This window comes from Collinsella sp. LCP19S3_H3, from assembly GCF_052119145.1.
In the GTDB taxonomy this organism is placed as follows: Bacteria; Actinomycetota; Coriobacteriia; order Coriobacteriales; family Coriobacteriaceae; genus Collinsella.
Window position 1 is genome coordinate 13,417 of sequence record NZ_JBQKFW010000010.1, and the last position, 19,338, is coordinate 32,754.

16 protein-coding genes are annotated in these 19,338 nt (G+C 60.0%); 1 reads left to right on the top strand and 15 read right to left on the bottom strand.

Annotated elements, in window-relative coordinates:
- The first annotated feature begins 266 nt into the window (after window positions 1-266).
- A complete protein-coding gene (locus ACTQZF_RS06475) occupies window positions 267-1,496 on the top strand; it encodes a putative ABC transporter permease (RefSeq protein WP_441554856.1) in 1,230 nt (409 codons plus the stop codon).
- A 106-nt stretch (window positions 1,497-1,602) separates the two neighbouring features.
- Here ACTQZF_RS06475 and ACTQZF_RS06480 read toward each other — a convergent pair whose 3' ends face one another.
- From ACTQZF_RS06480 to rpsF, 15 genes are all read right to left on the bottom strand, one after another.
- Window positions 1,603-2,022, bottom strand: a complete 420-nt coding sequence (locus tag ACTQZF_RS06480) for a molybdenum cofactor biosynthesis protein MoaE (protein ID WP_441554857.1) — start codon at window positions 2,020-2,022, stop codon at window positions 1,603-1,605.
- Window positions 2,023-2,157: 135 nt separating this feature from the next.
- On the bottom strand, window positions 2,158-2,874 hold the full coding sequence (locus tag ACTQZF_RS06485) for a class B sortase (RefSeq protein ID WP_427795609.1): 717 nt from the start codon (window positions 2,872-2,874) through the stop codon (window positions 2,158-2,160).
- A 330-nt stretch (window positions 2,875-3,204) separates the two neighbouring features.
- Complete coding sequence (gene purE / locus ACTQZF_RS06490) at window positions 3,205-3,669, bottom strand: 5-(carboxyamino)imidazole ribonucleotide mutase (protein WP_373575402.1); 465 nt, start codon at window positions 3,667-3,669, stop codon at window positions 3,205-3,207.
- Between the two features lie 485 nt (window positions 3,670-4,154).
- Window positions 4,155-7,469: a carbamoyl-phosphate synthase large subunit gene (gene carB / locus ACTQZF_RS06495; protein ID WP_441554858.1), complete on the bottom strand. Its 3,315-nt coding sequence runs from the start codon at window positions 7,467-7,469 to the stop codon at window positions 4,155-4,157.
- A gap of 1 nt (window position 7,470) precedes the next feature.
- Window positions 7,471-8,916 (bottom strand): glutamine-hydrolyzing carbamoyl-phosphate synthase small subunit, encoded by a 1,446-nt coding sequence (gene carA / locus ACTQZF_RS06500; RefSeq protein ID WP_441554859.1) that lies wholly within the window; start codon window positions 8,914-8,916, stop codon window positions 7,471-7,473.
- Window positions 8,917-9,325: 409 nt separating this feature from the next.
- The gene (locus ACTQZF_RS06505; protein ID WP_427729200.1) at window positions 9,326-10,291 is read right to left on the bottom strand and encodes a hypothetical protein; all 966 of its coding nucleotides are present in this window, start codon (window positions 10,289-10,291) and stop codon (window positions 9,326-9,328) included.
- Window positions 10,292-10,310: 19 nt separating this feature from the next.
- Window positions 10,311-12,080, bottom strand: a complete 1,770-nt coding sequence (locus ACTQZF_RS06510) for an ABC transporter ATP-binding protein (protein WP_441554860.1) — start codon at window positions 12,078-12,080, stop codon at window positions 10,311-10,313.
- An 82-nt stretch (window positions 12,081-12,162) separates the two neighbouring features.
- Window positions 12,163-12,858 carry an NUDIX domain-containing protein gene (locus ACTQZF_RS06515; protein ID WP_195838565.1) on the bottom strand — a complete coding sequence of 232 codons (696 nt, stop codon included), beginning with the start codon at window positions 12,856-12,858 and terminating at the stop codon, window positions 12,163-12,165.
- 21 nt (window positions 12,859-12,879) lie between these two features.
- Complete coding sequence (purD, locus tag ACTQZF_RS06520; RefSeq protein ID WP_441554861.1) at window positions 12,880-14,184, bottom strand: phosphoribosylamine--glycine ligase; 1,305 nt, start codon at window positions 14,182-14,184, stop codon at window positions 12,880-12,882.
- 120 nt (window positions 14,185-14,304) lie between these two features.
- Window positions 14,305-15,591 carry an adenylosuccinate synthase gene (locus tag ACTQZF_RS06525; protein WP_427717940.1) on the bottom strand — a complete coding sequence of 429 codons (1,287 nt, stop codon included), beginning with the start codon at window positions 15,589-15,591 and terminating at the stop codon, window positions 14,305-14,307.
- A 92-nt stretch (window positions 15,592-15,683) separates the two neighbouring features.
- On the bottom strand, window positions 15,684-17,081 hold the full coding sequence (gene dnaB, locus ACTQZF_RS06530; protein ID WP_427718155.1) for a replicative DNA helicase: 1,398 nt from the start codon (window positions 17,079-17,081) through the stop codon (window positions 15,684-15,686).
- Window positions 17,082-17,299: 218 nt separating this feature from the next.
- The gene (gene rplI, locus ACTQZF_RS06535; RefSeq protein WP_154516756.1) at window positions 17,300-17,839 is read right to left on the bottom strand and encodes a 50S ribosomal protein L9; all 540 of its coding nucleotides are present in this window, start codon (window positions 17,837-17,839) and stop codon (window positions 17,300-17,302) included.
- Between the two features lie 15 nt (window positions 17,840-17,854).
- Window positions 17,855-18,121: a 30S ribosomal protein S18 gene (gene rpsR, locus ACTQZF_RS06540; RefSeq protein WP_006235829.1), complete on the bottom strand. Its 267-nt coding sequence runs from the start codon at window positions 18,119-18,121 to the stop codon at window positions 17,855-17,857.
- Between the two features lie 72 nt (window positions 18,122-18,193).
- Entirely contained in the window at window positions 18,194-18,646 is a 453-nt protein-coding gene (locus ACTQZF_RS06545) for a single-stranded DNA-binding protein (protein ID WP_006235830.1), read from the bottom strand.
- A 48-nt stretch (window positions 18,647-18,694) separates the two neighbouring features.
- Window positions 18,695-18,988, bottom strand: coding sequence for a 30S ribosomal protein S6 (rpsF, locus tag ACTQZF_RS06550; protein ID WP_006235831.1), 294 nt, complete (start codon window positions 18,986-18,988; stop codon window positions 18,695-18,697).
- Window positions 18,989-19,338: the final 350 nt, after the last annotated feature.

Sequence of the window (19,338 nt, forward strand, 5' to 3'; positions counted from 1 at the left end):
TACCTGCCTTATTATACGCACGGCAAGACAAGCTCCCCAGCGCATGAGCAGCGCTTTTTAAAAGCCCACCGAGCTTATTATCCGTTTTGCGACCAAACATTTTATTGGGTAGTCCACTCTCAGGGGCAACGGCCTCGAAGACTTCCCGTGCGCCGTGTCTCGCCCACCGTTAGGGCTTACATTGCTGCAATTGGGCCATTCGTCCTGTCTTTAAGCAGGTCGTCGGCGTATCCTTGTAGGCTACTACAAGACGAGAAAGGTGGCGTATGGATCGAAATCAACTCGACCCCAGTGTACCCAGCACCACGGAGGCCAAGAAGATCCCCCTTATCATCAAGGTCTACGCAGTCCTGTGCACCCTATCTGGCGTGGGCACGCTCCCGTCAGTCGCCGTCTTTATGTGGCAGGTCATCACCGCACTCATTAACGGCAACGTCGCCGCTAAGCTCGGTGATAACACCCTGGTCGCGGTTGGCCTTATCGTCGCCGGCATTATGCTCTCGGCGGCAAGCGCGATCATCTTGATCGTCTTTGGCCTGGACCTCATCAAGGACCAGCGGCGCAATGCCGCCCGCCTGTCTTACGTCCTCATCGCATTTACCGTCGTGGAGCTTTTAGTTGACGTGATGCTCCAGGGTATCGGACCCTTCCTGCTGCGCCCCGCCGTCCAGCTCGGCATCCTCATTGCGCTGTCGGCCACCGTCGACCCCACGCTACGCCAGGAGCGCGAACTGCAGCGCCGTCTGCAAGAGATGCTCGACCGCGATGCCGCCGCCGAGGGGATGCTCGGCCGCGACGAAACCGGCGAGGGCTACATCAAGCTCAACTACTTCAACCTGTTCTGGGTATTCTTCGTCTGCAGCGTGTTAGGTCTCATTCTCGAGGAAGTCTGGCATATGGTCGTCGTCGATCCCGGCGTCTATCAGGACCGTGCCGGTATGCTATTTGGCCCCTTTAGCCCCATCTACGGATTTGGCGCGGTGCTCATGACCATGGCGCTCAACCGCTTCTATAAAAAGAATCCTCTGATCATTTTCCTGGTAAGTGCCCTGATCGGCGGCGCTTTCGAGGTGTTTGTAGGCTGGTTTATGCAGACCTCATTTGGCGTGGTGTCGTGGAGCTATTCACACATTAGGCTATTCGGCATGCCCGATCCCATCGCGGTATTGACCGGGGGACGCACATGCACGCCGTTTGCCTGCATATGGGGCCTGGGTGGCCTCATCTGGATCAAGGTCTTGCTGCCGCGCCTGCTTAAGCTCATCAATATGATTCCATGGAAACGCCGCTACTCTGCTACCGTCATCCTGACCGCCGTCATGTTGATCGACGGCGTCATGACGTTGCAATCGCTCGACTATTGGTATCAGCGCGTCAACGGAACCGTTCGAAATATTCCCGTCGCACAGTTCTATGACAAGCATTTCGATAACGAATATATGGAGAACCGTTTTCAGAGTATGACCATGAGCCCCAAGGACGCCACACGCGTGTAGCAAACGCCAGAGCAAAATAGCTCCAACACATCAAAGCCCGCTGGCAGATCTACATGAACTGCCGGCGGGCTTTCGCTATAGACAGACTCGGATTGCCGACGAGGCCTTACGCCTCGCGCTCGACCTCGCTCACGCACTCGTTCTTGATGGTGCCGACGAGCGACTGCAGCGCATCGACCACATGCGGGCGGATATCCCCTCCAATAAGTACAAGCATGATGTCATCGCCCACGGCAAGCTCACCGCTCGCCAGCCATACGCGCACATAGCCGATGCCGGGCATCGCACGCGTCGCTTCGATGGCAGACCGTACCTTGTCGGCGTCGTAGCCAAACACCATGCCGCTTACTTTATGACCCGGCGCCACGCCATCGGTCTTGACACCACGGGCCTCAGACTTGGGCGTTGCGCGCACCACGCCGTTATGCGTCAGGTACATACCGCACGCCGGTGCCGAGGTGTCGGCCTTGGCCTCGCGCAGCCAGACATCGACCGAAGGCATCATCTTGCCATTCTCAAGCATCATTTCCCCTTATTGTCGTCGAGTAGCCTTGGGGCGGGGTTCCTTATAGCTACCCTTCGATTACCAGCCAGATTCTCTGTCAAACAGAATGAGAGCGACTAAAAGATCCCCGTCCCAAATTAGCCACCCTCGGGCAATTTATTCTTCAACCGGCGTGAGCACCATCACGGCACGCGTATCGCTAAAGGAAAGGGAGCGGCAGGTGATGAGCGTTACGGCCTTGGTTGCCGAAGACGCACGATCACTCGCATCATAGGCCTTCGCCGATGCTCCATCCAGCATTTCGGAAAGATAGTTCTTTAGACCGTCTTCGCCATCGAAGCTCGGTGTGCGCGCTTTGTTATACGTATCCTCAACAATCTTGGTCACGAGCGGCTTGAGTTTATACGTACCGTCGCGCGTAATGTAGTACACATACTCGATGCTATCGAACTTTGCCTGGTCGGTTGTGTCCGAAATAATGTTGAACATCGAGCCGTCGTTCATATGATGGCCATAGATCGTGGTCTGCTGGTCCACCATACCGGGGGCCGTATCGTCGCAGTCCAGGAAAATTGCACCGGAAGCGTTGGATGTACCGTCAAACAACGTGTTGAGGTACTTGGAGTTATTGTTGGCCTGAACCACCGGATAATTGATAGTAGTATCCGGAACGTAAATCCAGCCGACAATCTCGGGGTTCGTCTGCGCAAGGGCATCAAAATCAACGACGGGGATGCCGCTGCCATCCTTATCGCTCACATATTGTTTCTCGATCTTTGCATACGAGTCGCTTGCCTGTTTGTAGCCAATTTGCGCATTGATGTAGATAGCCGCTGCGGCAACAATCAATCCGATTCCGACAATGATGAGCAAGATAGGGAAAATCGACCGACGTTTTTTGCGCGGCTGTTGGACATGTCCCGCCGAGTCCTTATGGGCCGGTGGCGTAGTACGCTGCGGCGATTTCGCCGTGCTATACGCCGAAGGACGGTATGCGGCAGGCGTATTCTGGCGCTGGCGGCGCTGCCCTGTCGGCACCACGGGGCGTGGGGCACGGGCATGCTGGGGAGAGGATGCCCGACCCTGCTGAGGCGCACGGCTGTCAGCGGGCTTTGAAGGGTCGGGGATTTGAGAGGACCTAAAACGTTTTCCCTGATAGTCGGACATAACTCTCCTTATGGCACAAAAGGAATGGTGGCGATCTTACGCGTCAGCCATCTCCTGTTTCATTTTCTCAATGACCGTACGATACTCGGGGTCGCAAGCACCCAGAATCTGTGTGGCGTAGATAGCGGCGTTCTTGGCGCCGTTGATGGCAACACAGGCTACGGGCACGCCCGAAGGCATTTGCACCATCGACAACAGCGAATCCATGCCGCCCAGGTCACTCGTCTTCATAGGAACACCGATAACCGGCAGCGGCGTAAAGGCAGCCACGACACCGCCCAAGTGAGCGGCCTTGCCGGCGGCGGCGATAATCACCTTGATACCGCGATCGGCAGCAGTCGAAGCCCACTCGTGAACCTTCGCCGGCGTGCGGTGCGCGCTTGCGATCACGAGCTCATAGGGCACGCCCAGCGCCTCGAGCTCGGCGGTGCAGCCTTCCATAACGCCCAGATCGGACTTGGAGCCCATGATGATCCCGACAACCGGCTTCTGATCTGCCATAAATAAAGACCTCCTGTTGAGAGCGGTGACGCGGCGAATCCGCGACCCTTAACTACTGAGAGTAGTATAGCCACTCCCGTCCCTGCGGTCTGTGGGTGCTCTGCAGCGGCCCGGTGTTTTCATCTTCACTCCGGTTGCTACGCAAAGTCGCTCAGCTAAATAACCCAGCCCGCCGCGGGGCACCCGGGGACCTACCGGATATTGCCATGACGTACGTTGGCTGATTTGGTTTGGAATGGGAGGTTGACGAGGCTGAAAGTCCCTCCTACATAACGTGGGCGCCGTCGTTCGAATGAACGACGGCGCCCACACTCAATTTTATTCAGCCCTAATCATCGCGCAAAGTCCCTTCGACAGCACACGGTGCAGCAAAGTCACCGCAGGCCGGGGCGGGAGGGGCCGAGTTTCCTCCTGAGCGACTCTGCTTGCAGCCGGAGCGAAAGGGGGAAATCTCGGCCCCTCCCGCCCCGGCCGACCAGGTCACATTACACCGTGTACTGCGGCAGGTCCTGCAGGGCGATGACGTCCATGCCCATGTCGTTGGCGCTGCCGTGGCCCTGCTGGTCCTCGCGCACCGCCTCGATAGCGCTCACGTAGGTGTTGGCGGCAGACATCGCCGTCACACAGGTCACGCCGCGGCGCACCGCCTCGGTGCGCAACAGATAGCCGTCGCCGCGCGAGCCCGGGCCGTACGGCGTATTGATGATCACCGCGATCTTGCCATCGGCGATAAGGTCACCGATGTTGGGCCGCTCGCCGTCGTGTGGGCCGCTGATCTTTTCCACGACCTCGCACGTCACGTTGCCTCCGCGCAGCACGCGCGCCGTACCCTCGGTAGAGCAGATGTCAAAGCCCAGATAGCGCAGGATACGGGCGACCGAAAGGATATGGCGCTTGTCGCGATCGCACACGCTAATGAACACCTTGCCAGCGCTCGGATCGGGCAGCTTGTAGTCAATCGCCAGCTGTGTCTTGGCGTATGCCTCGGGATAGCTCTTGGCGACACCCATGACCTCGCCCGTCGACTTCATCTCGGGCCCCAGGATAACGTCGGCTCCCGGGAAACGGCCCCAGGGCATAACGGCTTCCTTCATGCAGAAGCAGTCCAGCTGGCGCTCGTCGCTCGGCAGGCCCAGGCTCGCGATGGAATCGCCCGCCATGATGCGCGCCGCGCACTTGGCCAGCGGCACGCCGGTGGCCTTGGAGATAAACGGCACGGTACGGCTTGCGCGCGGGTTGGCCTCGATCACGTAGACGGTCTCGCCCTTGATGGCATACTGCACATTGACCAGGCCGCGAACTCCCAGCGCCATCGCGATGCGGCGCGTGGTCTCGCGGAGCTTCGCCTGCAGACTCTCGCTAAAGCTAAACGGCGGAATGCAAGTCGCGGAGTCACCGGAGTGGATACCGGCCTCCTCGATATGCTCCAGAATACCGCCGATGTAGACCTCCTCGCCGTCGCACAGGGCATCGACATCGGACTCGATCGCGCCCTCCAGGAAGCGGTCGAGGTACACCGGGTAGTCGGGGCTAATGCGGGCAGCCTCGGCCATGTAATCGTGCAGATGCTCGGCATCGTAGGCGATCATCATGCCGCGGCCGCCCAACACATAGCTCGGACGAACCAGCAGCGGGTAGCCGATATGCGCGGCCACGGCCTCGGCCTCCTCAAACGAGGTGGCCTGACCCGCCGGCGGGTACATAATGCCCAGCTTGTCGAGCAGGGCGGCAAAGCGCTCGCGGTCCTCGGCAAAATCGATGGCATCGGGCTTGGTACCCATGATGTTCACGCCGCTCTCCTCGAGCATGCGCGCCAGCTTAAGCGGGGTCTGGCCGCCGAGCGTCACCACGACGCCGTCGGGGCGCTCAACATCGATAACGTCCATGACGTCCTCGTAGGTGAGCGGCTCAAAGTACAGACGATCGGACGTGTCGTAGTCGGTCGAGACGGTCTCGGGGTTGCAGTTGACCATGATGGTCTCGAAGCCACGGGCCGCCAGCGCGTAGCTCGCGTGCACGCAGCAGTAGTCAAACTCGATACCCTGGCCGATACGGTTGGGGCCGGCACCCAGAATCATCGCCTTGGGCTTATCTGCCGGCGTGGTCTCGTCGGGGGCAACGCACTTCTTGGCGACCGGGCTCGTGCGGTAGATGTTTTCGTAGGTCTTGTAGTGATACTCCGTGGCACTCGAGAACTCAGCAGCGCAGGTGTCGACCGTCTTCATGCTGGGAACCACGCCCAGGCCCTTACGGTAAGCGCGAACAAAGCGCTCGTCCGAGCCGGTCAGCGCGGCAATCTCGGCATCGCTCGTGCCATACTGCTTGAGCAGGCGCATCGCGTCGGCGTCGATGCCCTCCACGCGCAGGCCGCGAATGCTCTCCTGGACCTGCACCATATCGTTGATACGGTTGAGATACCACGGATCGATGCCGCAGATGGCGTGGATGCGCGCGACATCCCAGCCACGACGCAGGGCCTCGACCACAAAGAAGATGCGGTGCTCAGTCGGGGTGCCCACGGCCTGAGCGAGCTCGTCGTCGCTCAGCTTATCGGCACCTTCCTTGCCACCAGCGCAAATGCCCTGATGTCCGTCCTCCAGCGAGCGCATGGCCTTGCCAAAGGCCTCCTCAAAGGTGCGGCCGATCGCCATGATCTCGCCCACGGCTTTCATGCGCGTTGTGAGCGTGGGGTCGGTACCCTTGAACTTCTCAAAGGCAAAGCGCGGCACCTTGACCACACAGTAGTCAATCGTGGGCTCAAAGCAGGCAGGCGTGGCTTTGGTGATGTCGTTGACGATCTCGTCGAGCGTGTAGCCCACGGCCAGGCGAGCGGCGGCCTTGGCGATGGGGAAGCCCGTGGCCTTGGAGGCCAGTGCGGACGAACGGCTCACGCGCGGGTTCATCTCGATGACGATCAGGCGACCGGTCTGCGGGTTCACGGCAAACTGCACGTTGGAGCCACCGGTCTCGACGCCGATCTTCTCCAGAATGGCGAGCGAGGCGACACGCATGCGCTGATACTCAAGGTCGGAGAGGGTCTGCGCCGGCGCCACGGTGATGGAGTCGCCGGTATGCACGCCCATGGGGTCGAGGTTCTCGATGGAGCACACGATGATGCCGTTGCCGGCGTGGTCGCGCATGACCTCCATCTCGTACTCTCTCCAACCCTCGATGGACTCCTCGACCAGTACCTCGTGGGCGGGCGAAAGCTCAAGGCCCTGGCTCACGATGGAGACGAGCTCCTCGTGGGTGTGCGCGATGCCACCGCCGGCGCCGCCCAGGGTAAAGCTCGGGCGCAGCACGCAGGGATATCCCACGCGCTCGGCGATGGCCTCGGCGTCGGCCACGCTGTAGGCATAGCCCGAGCGCGCGACCTCCAGGCCGATCTCAGCCATGGCCTCGTTAAAGAGCTTGCGGTCCTCGCCGCGCTCGATGGCGGCAAGGTCGCAGCCGATCATCTCGACGCCGTACTGGTCGAGCGTGCCGTCCTTTGCCAGCTCGACGGCGGCGTTCAGACCGGTCTGGCCGCCCAGCGTGGGCAGCAGCGCGTCCGGGCGCTCCTTCTTGATCACGCGCTCGATAAATTCGGCGGTGATGGGCTCGACATAGGTGCGGTCGGCCAGGCCCGGGTCGGTCATGATGGTCGCCGGGTTGGAGTTGACCAGGATGACCTCAAAGCCATCCTCCTTGAGCACCTTGCAGGCCTGGGCGCCGGAGTAATCGAACTCGCAGGCCTGGCCAATGACGATGGGACCCGAGCCAATGACGAGGATACGCTTGATGTCAGTACGCTTAGGCATGTTAGTTCTCCTCGGTCTCGGTCGTGGCGGAACCATCGTCGGCAAAGTTCCAGCCCTGCAGGCGGTCCTTCGCGGTGTCGATGTCCAGGTAGTTCTCCTCGCCGTCCATGAGTCGCGTAAAGGCGGTAAAGAGATAGTGGGCATCGGTGGGGCCGGGCGAGGCCTCGGGGTGGTACTGGACCGAGAAGCACGGGGCGTCGAGCAGCTGAATGCCCTCGGCGGTGCCGTCGTTGAGGTTCACGTGCGTCAGGCGAATGCGGCCAAAGCGCTCGTTCATCACGACGGGCGCGATACCACGGCGCACCCAGACGCGCAGATCGCCGTCGGCCGCATGCTCGGTCTCGCCGCCCGAAAGTTCGGGGACAAGCTTGCCCAAGCTGGGGAACAGCAAGCCAAAGCCATGGTTTTGCGCGGTAATTTCCACGCGGCGGCTGACCAGGTTCATAACCGGCTGGTTACCGCCACGGTGACCGAATTTGAGTTTTTCCATCTGGGCGCCGCATGCCAAGCTGATCATCTGGTGACCCAGGCAAATGCCAAAGACGGGCACCTTGCCGATCAGCTGCTGCACCTGCTCGTAGGTCTCTACCACGGCATCGGGGTCGCCGGGACCGTTGGACAAAAAGACGCCATCGGGATTCATGTCGAGTACCTGACGCGCGGGTGTATCCCACGGCACGACGGTGAGGGCGCAGCCAGCACGGACCAGACCCTCCAGGATGCCACGCTTGACACCGCAGTCATACGCGACCACGTTGTGGCGGGCGGGAGCGGGGGCCGCAAGCGCAAAGCCATGCTCGGCGGGCAGATCGCTCCCGGCGAACGGATGGGGCGCAGGGCAGCTCACGGTCTTGACCAGGTTCTCCCCCACCAGCGTGGGAGCAGAGGCCAAGCGCTCGGCAAGCTCGTCGATGTCGAGCACCTCGGTCGAGATAATGCCCATCTTGGAGCCATTGTCGCGCAGGTGGCGCACCAGGGCTCGGGTGTCGACGCCCTCGATAGCGACGATGCCGTGTGCGCGCAGGTACTCCGGCACGCTGACGGCCGAGCGCCAGTTAGAAGGCGTGGCACACATGTCGCGCACGATCATGCCGCGCATGGCGGGAGCACTCGCAGGGCGTACGTCATCGCCGGGGAAGGCGGACTGAACATCGGTCTCGTCGATGCCATAGTTGCCAATCTGCGGATAGGTCATGGTAACGATCTGGCCAGCATAGCTCGGGTCGGTCATAACCTCAAAGTAACCCTCGAGTGAGGTATTGAAGCAGACTTCGCCGGTCGCGGTGCCCTCGGCACCACATGCACGGCCATAAAAAATGGTCCCATCCTCAAGGTACAGGATGCAGGGACCGCAAGCACCCTTGCTGGTTTTGGCCAGCATGCGCTGGCACAGTTCGCTGGGCGCGATGGTGCGGGCGGCAGCGCCCGCAATATGGTTGTTCGCCATAGTTCTCCTTCCCGGTCTCTCGGGACCGGCTTAAAGGTGTGTAGTTAGGCCTCGCGGTATTCTAACCGTAAGTATGCCGTATGGCGTTAATTACATAGAATTGTTTACAAAATGATAATTATGACTTCTTATGCATAATGATTTTCTAGGACGGGATTAAAAAATCATTCTGAAAGCAGAGCTTTGTCGCTGAGTAGTCAATTTGGGACGGGGCTATTTTAGCTGCCCCGTCCGTCAATCAACCTAACCGTCGTGCCACTAGCCGGGGTAGCTAAAATAGCCCCGTCCCAAATTGACTACTCGCCAACCGCATACATGACAGAATAATTTTTTAATCCCCGTCCCAGAAAAATCATCCCGCGTGGGCTTGCGGCTCACGCGGGATGTCATCGTTCTATGTGGCTGCGGACTACTTTTGCTTGTCCTGCTCAAGTAATTCGGACGGGGTGCGGCCAAGCTTGCCGCCACGGAAAATCTCGCGGCCGTGCAGGCGGTGCTCCAGGTCACGTTCGGCCTTTTCCTCGTCAATCTTAGTCTGGCTCACCGCCGGGTCCTCGATGAGCGACGATACCGAGTTCACCTGTTTCTGAATACGCTCGGCAATGGTGTCATCCATGCTCACGATACGCATCTTCCAGTCGATATTGGTGGCGTTGGAAGAGCTCTTGGTCCAGACGAACGTCAGGATGGCGCTCTGGTGGCCCTGGGCGGGAAACATGCCAAAGAAGGAATCATGCTGAATCCTGCTGTCCTCGTCGATATAGGCGTGGACGTTATACACCACACGGTCAATCTTGTCGTTGAGCAGGGCATTGGTTGCGAGCGCCGCCGCCTGTATCTGACCGTTGGACAGCAACTCGAGTTCATTGGCAGAAGACGTGTCCAGCACCGTCACCTCAACCGTGCCCGTACCCTCGTCGGCCTCGTCGACGGTAAAATCGAGCGGGAACTGCGTAAAGCCGTTGCCCCATTCAAGTCCACCTTTGAGCGCGGTCGAGACGGTATCCACCGAAACGCTCTCGGAGAGGTTCGCGGTGTTCAGGCGTCGCATCACGCCGTAGCCGATCTGCATGCCCACAATCAGCACCAGGATGCCGATAACAACGACCATGGCAGTCTTCGTAATGGTATGGCTCACCTGCGAACCCGAAGGATCGTCCTCGGACAGCGGGTCGATATGTTTTGCCTGGCTCGCGCGATCCTCGCTGCGCAGCCGCGCCAGTGTCGCCTTGTCACCGCGTTTGACGGCAGACTCTTTCTCGCGCATGCGCTCGGTACGCTTTTTGGCGAGCGTAGGATCCAAGACGCCGGATGCATCGATTTCGGAGAATAACTCCGTCACTTCTTCCGGAGTCAGGTGGTTCTTATCAGCCATAACCTTCCTGTCATATCAATCAGTCGAGCTCGTGCGCACGCGCACCTTCGAACTGCATTCGATAGTAACGGGCATAAGTGCCGCCACGGGCGAGAAGCTCCTCGTGCGTGCCACGTTCCACAACGCGACCATGCTCAACGGTCGCAATCTCGTCGGCATGCTTAATGGTCGAGAGACGGTGAGCGATGATGATCGTGGTGCGGCCACGCGCCAAGCGCTCGAGCGACTCCTGCACCGCCTCCTCGCTCTCGTTATCCAGAGCACTGGTCGCCTCATCCAAAATAAGGATCTTGGGATTTTTGAGAAACACGCGCGCGATGGCGACGCGCTGCTTTTGACCACCAGAAAGACGGCTGCCGCGCTCGCCCACCACGGTGTCATAGCCCTGCGGAAGCGACTCGATAAAGGTATCGATATTGGCACGGCGGGCCGCCTCGGCGATTTCTTCTGCCGTGGCGCCCGGCTTGCCATAGGCGATATTCTCGCCAATCGTTCCGTCGAACAGATAGACATCTTGCTGCACCAGGCCGATGGATTGGCGCAGGCTACGCTGCGTCACGCCGCGCACATCCTGGCCGTCAATGCTAATGGAGCCAGCGGCAACGTCGTAAAAGCGCGGCAACAGCGAACAAGTCGTTGATTTGCCGCCGCCCGAGGGACCAACCAAAGCGATGGTTTGACCGGGCTTAATGGACAGATCCATATGGTCGATAACGGGACGCGTCCCGTCGCCCGCGCCCAGCTCGACATCCTCGTAGCTAAAGCACACGTCGCGATACTCAACAGCGCCGGCCGTCACCTGCAGATCCGCAGCACCCGGCTTATCCTGAATATCGGGGACAGTCGAGAGCACCTCGTCCATGCGCTTAAAGCCGGCGATGGCTTTCTGATACGTCTCGGCCGAATTGACGAGCGTCTCAAGCGGCGTGCAGAACAGCGAAATGTAGAGCGCGAAGGTTGCCATATCGACCGCCTGCAGCTGGCCTTGGGCAACGAGCCAACCGCCCAGCAGCACCACGATCACATAGAGCACGCCCGAGAGCAGACCATACGTCGCGGTGTAGACGCCCATGGCGTGATACATGTTTTCCTTGGACGAAAGGTAGCGATCGTTAGAGGCACGGAACTTAGAGCGTTCGGTCTGCTCATTGGCAAAGCTTTTGACCACACGCATGCCCGCCAGCGAATCCTGCAGCTGTGCATTGATGCCGCTGATCCTTTTGCGGTTATCGCTAAAGACCTCGCGCATGCGCATATTCTGCCAAAACATAATGACCGCGAACACCGCCGTCACCACGGCCATGGCGAGCGCGAGCACCGGCGCAATGGTAAACAGAATCACAAACGAGCCAATGATCTCGATACCGCAAATAATGATCCATTCGGGCACGTGGTGCGCCGCCTCGCAGATATCGAACAGGTCGTTGACCACGCGGCTCATCATGTCACCCGAGCTGTTGCGATCAAAGTACGCAAAGCTAAAACGCTCGTACTGATCGAACAAGTCCTCGCGCATCTTGGACTCCATGCGCGCGCCCATCACGTGGCCCCAATAGCTCACAAAGTAGCGGCAGGCGCAGCGGGTGGCATACATCAGCACCAGTCCCACCGCGATCATACCGAGCGCCTGCATAATGGCAGTCTGGCCCTGGGTAAACAGCCCGCCGCACAGATTGCGCAGGATAATGGGAAACGCCAGGTCAATGGCAGCAAGCACCAGGGCGCAAATGGTATCAGCAACAAAAAGCCCCATCTGGGGCTTGTAGTAAGACAGAAAACGCTTCAGCATGTGATCCTCAAAGAAATATCAGCAACGTAAGACCCTGGGACAAAGCAATCAGTAGTACTTGTCCCAGGGCTATCCCCACTCGTTACAGCTCAGAACCACCAAGGCGGTGCGCGATGCTGTCGCAGGCAAGCGCGCCCACGACGGTCTTGGCATCCTCGATCTTGCCGTCGAGCACGGCATCGATCAGCTCGTGCAGCGGCACCAGGTCAACGTTGACAAACTCGTCATCGTCGGGGTTGGGCGCATCGAACTCGAGCTTGGTGGCCAAGTAGATGTGAATAATCTCGTCGCAAAAACCACAGGTCGTGACAATCGACGTTAAAAAGCGAATGCGCCCGGCCTTAAAGCCCGTCTCCTCATGCAGCTCGCGCCTGGCACAATCGAGCGGGTCCTCGCCTGGGTCGAGCTTGCCGGCGGGAATCTCAACCGTCACGCGGTCGATGGCGGTGCGGTACTGACGCACCAGTACGATCTTGCCGCTCTCGGTCAGCGCCACAACGGCCGCCGCACCCGGATGGCGAACGATATCGCGGGCGCTGCGGTGACCGTTGGGCAGCTCAACCTCAAGACGGTGGACGTCGAGGATCTTGCCCTTCCAGGCGCACTCCTCCGAAAGAATCTTCTCGTGCAGCTCGGCATCGTGCGGGTCGTCGTCGCCCAGCACCAGCGCCGGCTCGTCAGCGACCTCGCCACCAGGCTCACCCTCGGCGTGCCCATACATGCGGCTGTCCTCTTCGACGATTTGCGCGTCCACGAGCTCTTCGTTCTTCTCGTCCATCCGTCTCATTCCTCTCGGATTTTAGGCATCCCAGGCGTCGCGGCCGCGCAGCGCGCGCAGTCCAATGTCGTGACGCAGGGTCTTGCCCTCAAAATCGATCTTCTCGCAAGCCTCGTAGGCAAGGTTGCGAGCGTTCTCGAACGTGTCGCCCAGCGCGGTCACGGCGAGCACGCGGCCGCCGTTGGTCACGAGCTGGCCGTCCACCACGGCGGTGCCGGCGTGATACACGGTCACGTTCTCCATGGCCTCGGCATCCTCGATACCGGTGATGACCTTGCCCTTCTCGTAGCTGCCGGGATAACCCGCGCTCGTCAGGACAACGGCCACCGCCCACTCGTCACGCCAATCGAGCTCAATCTGGTCGAGCTCGCAGTTAGCGCAGGCAAGCATGACCTCGACCAGGTCGTTCTTAAGGCGCGGCAGCACGACCTGCGTCTCGGGGTCGCCAAAGCGGGCGTTAAACTCCAGCACCTTGGGGCCGGCGGGGGTAAGCATAAAGCCGCCGTACAGGCAGCCACGGTAATCGATGCCCTCGGCGGCGAGCTCGGCCACGGTCTGCTCCATGACCTTCACCATGGTGGCGTGCTCCTCGTCGGTCACGATGGGCACCGGGCTGTAGACGCCCATGCCGCCCGTGTTGGGACCAAGGTCGCCCTCAAGCGCGCGCTTGTGGTCCTGCGAGGTGGCCATGGGGCGCACGGTCTTGCCGTCGGTAAAGGCCAGCAGCGAGCACTCGGGGCCAACGAGCATCTCCTCGATAACCACGGTGTTGCCGGCGTCGCCAAAGGTGCCGCCAAAGCACTCGCGCACGGCCTCTTCGGCCTGCGAAAGCTCGGTTGCCACAATAACGCCCTTGCCCGCGGCAAGACCGTCGGCCTTCACGACCAGCGGAGCGCCCTGCTCGCGCACATAGGCGAGAGCCGAAGCCTCGTCGGTAAACGAGCCGTAGGCGGCCGTCGGAATGCCCGCGCGCTCCATGAGCTGCTTGGAGAACAGCTTAGAGCCCTCCATCTGAGCGCCCTCGGCACCCGGGCCAAAGCAGGGAATACCCGCCGCGCGCACGGCGTCGGCCACGCCCGCCACGAGCGGAGCCTCGGGGCCAATTACCACGAGTCCGCATTCGTGGCTCTGTGCAAACGCCGCCACGGCAGCAGGATCGCAATCGTCGAGAACCACGTTCTCGCCGCAGCTCGCGGTGCCGCCGTTGCCCGGGGCGATGTAGAGCTTGCCGGCGCGCGGTGATGCCGCGAGCTTGGCTGCCAAAGCATGCTCGCGGCCGCCGCTGCCCAACAACAGGATGTCGATGGTTTGAGTGTCCGCCTTCAAGGGTGCCTCCTCTATGGATTAACGGCCCGTCAACCATGCGGGCCCATTACAAGCAAATATACCCCTCGGCCGCCCGTCCGGGCTGCGAAGGGGTATATCGCAATAACCAAATAACGCCGATTACTTCCAGAATCGGTTGATGATCTGCTCGCGGCCGGCGCCAACACCGACAAACGTCACGCGCGTGTGCGCCAGATCCTCGACAAATGCCACGTAGTCCTGAGCCTCCTGCGGCAGCTCCTCAAAGCTGCGGCAGCCGGTGATATCGCACTTCCAGCCAGGAAGCTCCTCGTAGATGGGCTTGGCATGCTCAAAGCGCACCTGGTGCTCGGGCACGCTGGTGTAGCGCTCGCCGTCGACGTCATAGGCCACGCACACCTTAATGGTGTCGAAGACCGAAAGCACGTCGAGCTTGGTCAGGGCGATGTCGGTAAGACCGTTGACGCGCGAGGCGTAGTTGGCGATGGGACCGTCAAACCAGCCGCAGCGACGACGGCGACCGGTAGTCACGCCGTACTCATAGCCCTCCTCGGTCAGCGTATGGCCGGCCTCGGACTCATAGGAAAGCTCAGTGGGCATGGGGCCTGCACCGACGCGGGTGATGTAGGCCTTCATGACGCCCAGCACGCGGTCGACGTTTTTCATGCCAACACCAGAACCGGTGATCGCGCCGCCGGCGGTGCAGTTAGAAGACGTGACAAACGGATAGGTGCCGTGGTCGATATCGAGCAATGTTGCCTGGGCGCCCTCAAAGAGCAGGGTCTTGCCCTCATCGATCATGTTGTTGAGCAGCAGGCTCGTCTCGGTGATGTACGGGCGCAGGCGCTCGGCCATGGGCAGGTACTCTTCACAGATCTGGTCCACGGTGTAGGTGGGCAGGCCGTAAAGCAGCTCGAGCTCGGGATTCACGCGGGCAAGAGCGGTTTCCAGCTTGTCGCGGAAGAGCTCCTCGTCCAGCATGTCCTGCATACGAAGACCAATACGAGCCATCTTGTCCTGATAGCACGGGCCAATGCCGCGCTTGGTGGTACCGATGCTCTTCTTGCCGAGCTTCTGCTCAAAGGCGCCGTCCAGGTCGACGTGATACGGCATGATCACGTGTGCGTTGCCGCTGATCTTGAGGTTCTTGGTGGTGATGCCATCGGCCTCGAACATGTCGATCTCCTCAAGGACAACCTTGGGGTTGACGACGCAGCCGTTGCCAATCACCGACACGTGGTCGGCGTACATGATGCCGGAGGGCACCTGGTGCAGGCCGTACTTCTTGCCGTTGACAACGATGGTGTGGCCGGCGTTGTTGCCGCCCGAATAGCGCACGACGGCATCGAAGTCGCCGGCGATCAGGTCGCAGATCTTACCCTTGCCCTCATCGCCCCACTGGGCACCGACCAAAACGGTTGACGGCATGTTTACTCCTTACATACATGGACTGTCTGCGCGCCACACGGCGGGCAGAAGCACAAAACATTCCCAGTATACCCGTGCAACGGGCGCCTGTCCTACTCCTCGGTATGCACCCCATCAAGCTCATAGAACTTGGTGGATGCCGGCAGGAACATCAGGTCGACGTCGCCGATCGGGCCCGAACGGTTCTTGGCCACGACAATACGCGTGACGCCCTCGTCGGGTCGGTCGTCGCGCGAGGCCTCAGCCTCGTCGGCGGAACGGTCCAAGAACATGACGATATCGGCGTCCTGCTCGATGGAGCCCGATTCGCGCAGGTCGGAAAGCTGCGGGCGCTTGCCGGTACGGGATTCGACCTGACGCGACAGCTGAGACAGCGCGATCAGCGGAATCTTGAGTTCCTTGGCCATAATCTTTAAGCCACGCGACATCTCGGAGACCTCGACGGTGCGGCTCTCGGAACGGCGTCCCGGCGGAGGACTCACCAGCTGCAGGTAGTCCAAGATAATGATGGCCTTCTCCTTGTTGTGGAGCATGCGGCGGCTCTTGGCGCGAATCTCGGTCACCGTGGTGCCGGGCGTATCGTCAATCAGAATATCGAGCTTGGACAAGGTCTGCGTGGCCTCGTTGATATTGGCCCACTGCTCGGGGCTAATGCGACCCATGCGAAAATCACTGATCGAAATCATGGCATAGGCGCAAATCAGGCGCTGAGCAATTTCCTTGCCCGACATCTCCAGCGAGAAAAAGCCGACGGTGTAGCCCGCAGCGGCGGCATTGAGCGCCAGGTTTAGAGCGAACGAGGTCTTACCCACGGCGGGGCGGGCGCCGATAATGATGAGCTGGCCCTCGCGGAAGCCCATAAGCATGCGGTCGAGTGACGGGAAGCCCGTGGGAACGCCCGCTGCCTGGCCACCGGCCTGGCACACTTCCTCGGCCTCGTTATAGGCCTCGACCATAAACTCGGTCAGTGTCTTGTAGCTCGACTTAACCTCGCGCGCCGTAACCTTGAGCAGCTTGCTCTCGGCCAGCTCAACGACCTCTTTGGTATCGGTGGGGGCGTTATAGGCCAGCGCGTTAATCTCGTTGGTGGCGCCAATCAGCTCACGCAGCATCGAGTCGCGACGAACGATGGCGGCATGGTGCTGCCAGTTGACGAGCGACAGGGTCTGACCCATCAGCTCCAAAATGTACGCCTCGCCGCCCACGGCATCGAGCTTGTTGATGCTTCGCAGGTAATCGATTAGCGAGATAGAGTCGATGGGGATGCGACTGTTGTACATATCGACCATCGCGGTATAGATGGTCTTATGAATAGGCCGGTAGAAATCGTCGGGCTGCAGTTCGACCTGGGCTTCTTCGACCACCTCGGGCGATAGCAGCATGGCGGCCAGTACGTTGGCCTCTGCATCTTGGTTTTGGGGGAGACCCAACTTGGAGCCGCGGTCCTCGACCGTCAGCCATGTCTCCCTATCGTCATATGCCATGAGCATCCTCATTCATATCGCTTGCGAGCATCCATAGTATCAGCCACAGCTTTAAATCGAGGCGCGCCTTAACAATCATCACCGAACCAAACGGATGAACGGTCCCTTATGTGGAACTACATCTCAATGTATGACGTGACGCCCACTCAGCGCAAAAAATAAAAGGGCGCCCCGGTCTCCCAGAGCGCCCTTCTTAGAACAAGATTGTTGCGTTGCAGCAAATGCTACTCAGCAGCAGCCTCGGTCTCGACCTCGGCGGTCTCGGCCTCGGCGACCTCAGCGGCCTCCTCGACCTCAGCCTCGGCAGCGAGCTCCTCGGCGGTAACGCCGACGAGAACGACAACCTCGGCCTTGATCTCGCGGTACAGCGAGATGGCAACGGTGTGGGCACCGGCAACCTTGATGGGCTTACCGAGCTCGACGCGCTTGCGGTCGATGTCCATACCGAGCTGATCCTTGATGGCGTCAGCGATCATAGCGGCGGTGACGGAGCCAAAGAGGATGCCCTCGTCGCCGACCTTGACGTCGACGGTGACCTGCTTGCCCTCGAGGGCAGCCTTGGTCTCGTTGGCGGTAGCCAGACGGACGGCCTCGCGCTTGGCGATGTTGTTGCGACGCTCGTCAAGCTGCTTGAGGTTGCCCTTGGTGGCGGCAACAGCGAGCTTCTTGGGGAACAGGAAGTTCTCAGCGTAACCCTGAGCGACCTCTACGACGTCACCCTCGCCGCCCTTGCCCTTGATCTCATCGAGAAGAATAACCTTCATGATGCGTCTCCCTTCTTAGCCGCGGTCGCGGTTGCCACGGGAGGAAACCACGGGGACGGTGTACGGCAGGAGAGCCATCTCGCGGGCGCGCTTGATGGCGTTGGCGATGTCATGCTGATGCTGCGTGCAAGCGCCAGTGACGCGACGGGGCTTGATCTTGCCACGGTCGGTCATGTACTTACGGAGAAGCTGAGTGTCCTTATAGTCGATGAACTCAGTGTTCTCCTTGCAGAACTGGCAGTACTTACGACGCGGCTGACGTGCAGAAAAATCATTAGCCATGTCAAAATACCTTTCATTTGGCAACTTCGGCGAACCGAAGCCGCCTCTCACTCAAAAATAGGTGAACAACCCTTAAAACGGGATGTCCTCATCGTAGACGTCGACCGCGGGCGGCGTAGCCACCGGTGCGGCCGGACGTGCTGCGGGCGCGGGAGCTGCGGGGGCGTAACCGCCCTGATCGTAGCCACCCTGGCCACCACGGGAGCTCATAAACTCGATCTCATCGACGATGACCTCAAGCTTGCTCCTGCGCTGACCGTCGCGCTCCCAAGAGCTGTAGCGCAGCTTGCCCTCGATCGCGACCTTGTTTCCCTTTGCCAGGAAACGGCTCACGGCCTCGGCGCGGGTGCCGAACATAGTGCAGTCGACAAAGTTGGGATAGTCCTCCCACTCGCCAGTCTGCGCATTGCGGCGGCGATCGTTCACGGCGACGCCAAAGGACAGAACCTGGGTTCCGCCGGCAGTGGCGCGCAGCTCGGGATCGCGGGTGAGGTTACCGGTGATGTTCACTCGATTGATGCTCATTACTCACTACTTCCTCTTGGGGCACAAGCCCAGTCCAAAACGACAGTCTTACTCCTGGTCGTCGCGACGGACGATCATGTGGCGGACCACAGCGTCGGTGATGCGCAGGACGCGATCAAGCTCGGCGATCTGGGTAGGATCTGCGTGGAAGTTGATGAGGGTGTAGTCACCATCGGTGAGGTCGTTGATCTCGTAGGCGAGCTTGCGCTTGCCCCACTCGTCAACGGAGTCGACCTTGCCAGCGCCCTCAGCGATCGTGGTATCGATACGCTTCATAACAGCGAGACGAGTCTCGGGGTCGAGCGACGGGTCAACAAAGAACAGCAGTTCATAAGCCTTCATATTGTCACCTCCTCTGGACAAATGTGGCTTCAGGTCGTGAAGGTGCGCCTGAAGCAGGAAAAGACTTGGTAATAGTATCTTTCAACCTCCCAGGCTGCAAGAATATGCAGCTACAACCTCATGACCTCCACATATGTCCATACTCGCACGGCCTTTCTTGCGTATTCCAACCAAATGCTGTCCAAGAGCTTGACGGATTTGAGGACAAGGGCGGGTACATACCGACTTTCTGCCAGATAACCGCAAGTCGCTCGCAGCATGGCTACGGTCACAAAATGCATACCAGCGGTACAACGCGACATTTTGAATTATTAAACTTGATTCCCGACCGTCCGTAACTACCTCATTTG

Excerpts from the sequence above, each read along its gene's own strand:
- ACTQZF_RS06475 (WP_441554856.1), top strand. The coding sequence starts at position 267 with ATGGATCGAAATCAACTCGACCCCAGTGTACCCAGCACCACGGAGGCC.
- ACTQZF_RS06480 (WP_441554857.1), bottom strand. The coding sequence starts at position 2,022 with ATGATGCTTGAGAATGGCAAGATGATGCCTTCGGTCGATGTCTGGCTG.
- purE (WP_373575402.1), bottom strand. The coding sequence starts at position 3,669 with ATGGCAGATCAGAAGCCGGTTGTCGGGATCATCATGGGCTCCAAGTCC.
- carB (WP_441554858.1), bottom strand. The coding sequence starts at position 7,469 with ATGCCTAAGCGTACTGACATCAAGCGTATCCTCGTCATTGGCTCGGGT.
- carA (WP_441554859.1), bottom strand. The coding sequence starts at position 8,916 with ATGGCGAACAACCATATTGCGGGCGCTGCCGCCCGCACCATCGCGCCC.
- ACTQZF_RS06505 (WP_427729200.1), bottom strand. The coding sequence starts at position 10,291 with ATGGCTGATAAGAACCACCTGACTCCGGAAGAAGTGACGGAGTTATTC.
- ACTQZF_RS06510 (WP_441554860.1), bottom strand. The coding sequence starts at position 12,080 with ATGCTGAAGCGTTTTCTGTCTTACTACAAGCCCCAGATGGGGCTTTTT.
- ACTQZF_RS06515 (WP_195838565.1), bottom strand. The coding sequence starts at position 12,858 with ATGGACGAGAAGAACGAAGAGCTCGTGGACGCGCAAATCGTCGAAGAG.
- ACTQZF_RS06525 (WP_427717940.1), bottom strand. The coding sequence starts at position 15,591 with ATGCCGTCAACCGTTTTGGTCGGTGCCCAGTGGGGCGATGAGGGCAAG.
- dnaB (WP_427718155.1), bottom strand. The coding sequence starts at position 17,081 with ATGCTCATGGCATATGACGATAGGGAGACATGGCTGACGGTCGAGGAC.
- rplI (WP_154516756.1), bottom strand. The coding sequence starts at position 17,839 with ATGAAGGTTATTCTTCTCGATGAGATCAAGGGCAAGGGCGGCGAGGGT.
- rpsR (WP_006235829.1), bottom strand. The coding sequence starts at position 18,121 with ATGGCTAATGATTTTTCTGCACGTCAGCCGCGTCGTAAGTACTGCCAG.
- ACTQZF_RS06545 (WP_006235830.1), bottom strand. The coding sequence starts at position 18,646 with ATGAGCATCAATCGAGTGAACATCACCGGTAACCTCACCCGCGATCCC.
- rpsF (WP_006235831.1), bottom strand. The coding sequence starts at position 18,988 with ATGAAGGCTTATGAACTGCTGTTCTTTGTTGACCCGTCGCTCGACCCC.